Genomic DNA, 2,721 nt, shown 5'->3' on the forward strand with positions numbered 1-2,721 from the left:
CGGCTTGACCACGTAGTCGTCGGCGCCCGCCCGCAGCCCCTGCACGACGTCCCGCTCCTCGCAGCGGGCGGTCACCACGATCAGCGGCGCGTCGCAGACGGTGCGCAGCCGCCGCAGCAGCTCCAGCCCGTCGAGGTCGGGCAGGCCCAGGTCGAGCAGGACGAACCCGGCCTCGTGGACGTACCGCAGGGCGTCCAGCGCCCGGCTCACCCGGCGCACCGTGTGCCCCCGCTGGGCCAGGGCGGTGCCCAGGGCCCGGGCCATGCGGTCGTCGTCCTCGACCAGCAGCGCGTGCACCGCCACCTCCCCGCACCCCGGACCCCTGAACCGGCCGGCAGCCTATCGCGCCGCCCCCGCGCCGGCCGGCGCCGCCTCCGACCGTGCCCCCGCTTCCTCCTCGGCGCGGCTGAGCGCCGCGTCACGCGTGTCCGGCATCAGGACGTACGTCACCAGCGAGACGAGGGCGCACCCGGACACGTACCAGAAGAACGCCTTCTCGTGACCGCCGTTCTTGAACCACAGCGCCACGTACTCCGCGGTGCCGCCGAAGAGCGCATTGGCCACCGCGTACGGCAGCGCCACGCCCAGCGCCCGCACCCGGGTGGGGAACAGCTCCGCCTTCACCGCCGCGTTGATGGAGGTGTAGCCGGTGACGATCACCAGGGCCAGCAGGGACAGGCCGAGCGCGGACCAGTACGAGGACGCCGAGCCGAGCGCCGTCATGATCGGGTAGGTGCCGACGGTGCAGCCCACCGCGAAGGTGATCAGCAGGGGGCGCCGGCCGATCCGGTCGGACAGCATCCCGGCGAAGGGCTGGAGCACCGCGAAGACGGCCAGGGCGGTGAAACTCACCAGCGTGGCCGTGTTCTTGGCCATGCCCGCGCTGCCGACCAGGTACTTGGTGAGGTAGGTGGTGTAGGTGTAGTACGCGACCGTGCCGCCGAGGGTGAGCGCCATGACCAGCCCCGCCTGGCGGCGGTGTTCCCACAGCGCCCTGAGCGAGCCGCGCGCGCTGTCGTCGTGGGCGCCGCCCTCCTTGAACGCGTCGGTCTCCTGCAGGCGCCGCCGCAGCCAGAACACCACGACCGCGAACACCGCCCCGAGCACGAACGGGACCCGCCATCCCCAGCTGCCCAGCTGCTGCTTGGTCAGCGTGTGCTGCATCGTGATCAGGATGCCCAGGCCGAGCAGCTGACCGCAGGTCATGGACACGTACTGGAACGAGGAGCCCAGCCCGCGCCGGTTCCGCGCCGAGGCCTCGGTCAGGTACGTGGCGCTGGCCGCGTACTCCCCGCCGATGCTCATCCCCTGGAGCAGCCGGGCCAGCAGCAGCACCACGGCCCCGAAGTACCCGGCCTGCCCGTAGGTCGGGGCGACGGCGATCAGCAGGGCGGCCACCGACATCATGGTGACGGTCAGCGTGAGCGCGCTCTTGCGGCCGTGCCGGTCGGCGGCCCGCCCCAGGACCCACCCGCCGACCGGGCGCATCAGGAACCCGACGGCGAAGATGCCGGCCGTGTTCATCAGCTGGGTCGTCGGGTTGTCGTTCGGGAAGAAGGAATCGGCGAAGTAGATGGCGAAGCTGGCGTAGACGAACCAGTCGTACCACTCCACCAGGTTCCCGAGCGACCCGCCGACGAGTGCGAGACGGCGCCTGCGGCGCTCGTCCCCGGGCGGCGGACCGAGCGTGACGGCGGACGAGGACATGGCGGCTCCAGAGGGAAGTCCCTGATGGGGAGGGGTGGGTGACGCCCCGGATGCGGGGGAGTGCCCAGCCTGGAGCCACCGCCGCACCCGGACAAGGGCCGCCACCCAGATCTAACGTTCCGCTAAGAAAACGGCGTGACCGCCACCGCCTCCGCGTGGCGATCAGCGGGGGCCGATGGCAGGCTGGGACGGGAAAGCCACAGCGCTGGGGCGCCTCCGTACCGATCGGCACACCTGATGGCCGATGCCTGGTTCCTGTCGTGTACCGCAGGAGGTGGGACCCCGTGAGAAGACCCCTTTCACCGACCCGTATCGCGCTCAGCCTCGCGACGGCCGGATGCCTCGCCCTCACCCTGCTGCCGGTGACGGCCGCGCCCGCGTCGGCGGCGTACTGCGACCCCGCCGCCTCCGGGAGCCCCCCGGCCGCAGGCGGCGACGCCGCGCGGCTGGCCGTCGCGTGCCTCATCAACGCCGAGCGCACGCAGCGCGGACTGCAGCCCCTGACCAGCAACCCGTCCCTGACGGCGGCTGCCCAGCAGCACACCGCCGCGGCCGTGCAGCTGAAGTGGTGGGGACCCGGGAAGGACTCGCACACCAACCCGCAGACCGGCTCCACCCCGCAGAGCCGCATCAAGGCGGCCGGCTACTGCCAGAATCCCCGGTCCTGGGCGGTCTCCGAGATCACCTACACCGGCTGGGGCGGATCGGGCACCCCGAAGGCCGCCGTCACCTGGTGGATGAACAGCCCCACCCACCGCAGCATCATCCTGGACGGCTCGCTGCGCGAGTACGGCAGCTGGGCCCAGGCCGGCGCGGCCGACCGGGCCGGAGCCGGTGCGAGCGGGGCCGGTACCTACGTGGTGACCTTCGGGCGCTGCCAGCAGTGACGGCGGCGAGGAGACAGAACCTGACGCGACGGCCCCGCGCCCCGCGGGTGCGCGGGCCGTCCGGATGGGCAAAGCTGGACATGTGGCGCCGCCACCGACAGCGGGGCCGACCGGCACTGGCGAGGAG

Annotated in this window: 3 protein-coding genes; 1 reads left to right on the plus strand and 2 read right to left on the minus strand. The window is 72.7% G+C overall.

From position 1 onward, the window contains the following. Positions 1-297, minus strand: a 297-nt coding sequence (locus tag VR44_RS37070) for a response regulator (protein WP_045952069.1), incomplete at its 3' end; no start/stop codon positions are given. A gap of 42 nt (positions 298-339) precedes the next feature. Further along, the gene (locus VR44_RS37075) at positions 340-1,707 is read right to left on the minus strand and encodes an MFS transporter (RefSeq protein WP_045952070.1); all 1,368 of its coding nucleotides are present in this window, start codon (positions 1,705-1,707) and stop codon (positions 340-342) included. Between the two features lie 284 nt (positions 1,708-1,991). On the opposite strand from VR44_RS37075, the gene VR44_RS37080 reads away from it, so the two are divergent. Further along, positions 1,992-2,594: a CAP domain-containing protein gene (locus VR44_RS37080; protein ID WP_245692819.1), complete on the plus strand. Its 603-nt coding sequence runs from the start codon at positions 1,992-1,994 to the stop codon at positions 2,592-2,594. The last annotated feature ends 127 nt before the right edge of the window (positions 2,595-2,721 follow it).

The organism is Streptomyces katrae (assembly GCF_000966975.1).
Lineage (GTDB): Bacteria > Actinomycetota > Actinomycetes > Streptomycetales > Streptomycetaceae > Streptomyces > Streptomyces katrae.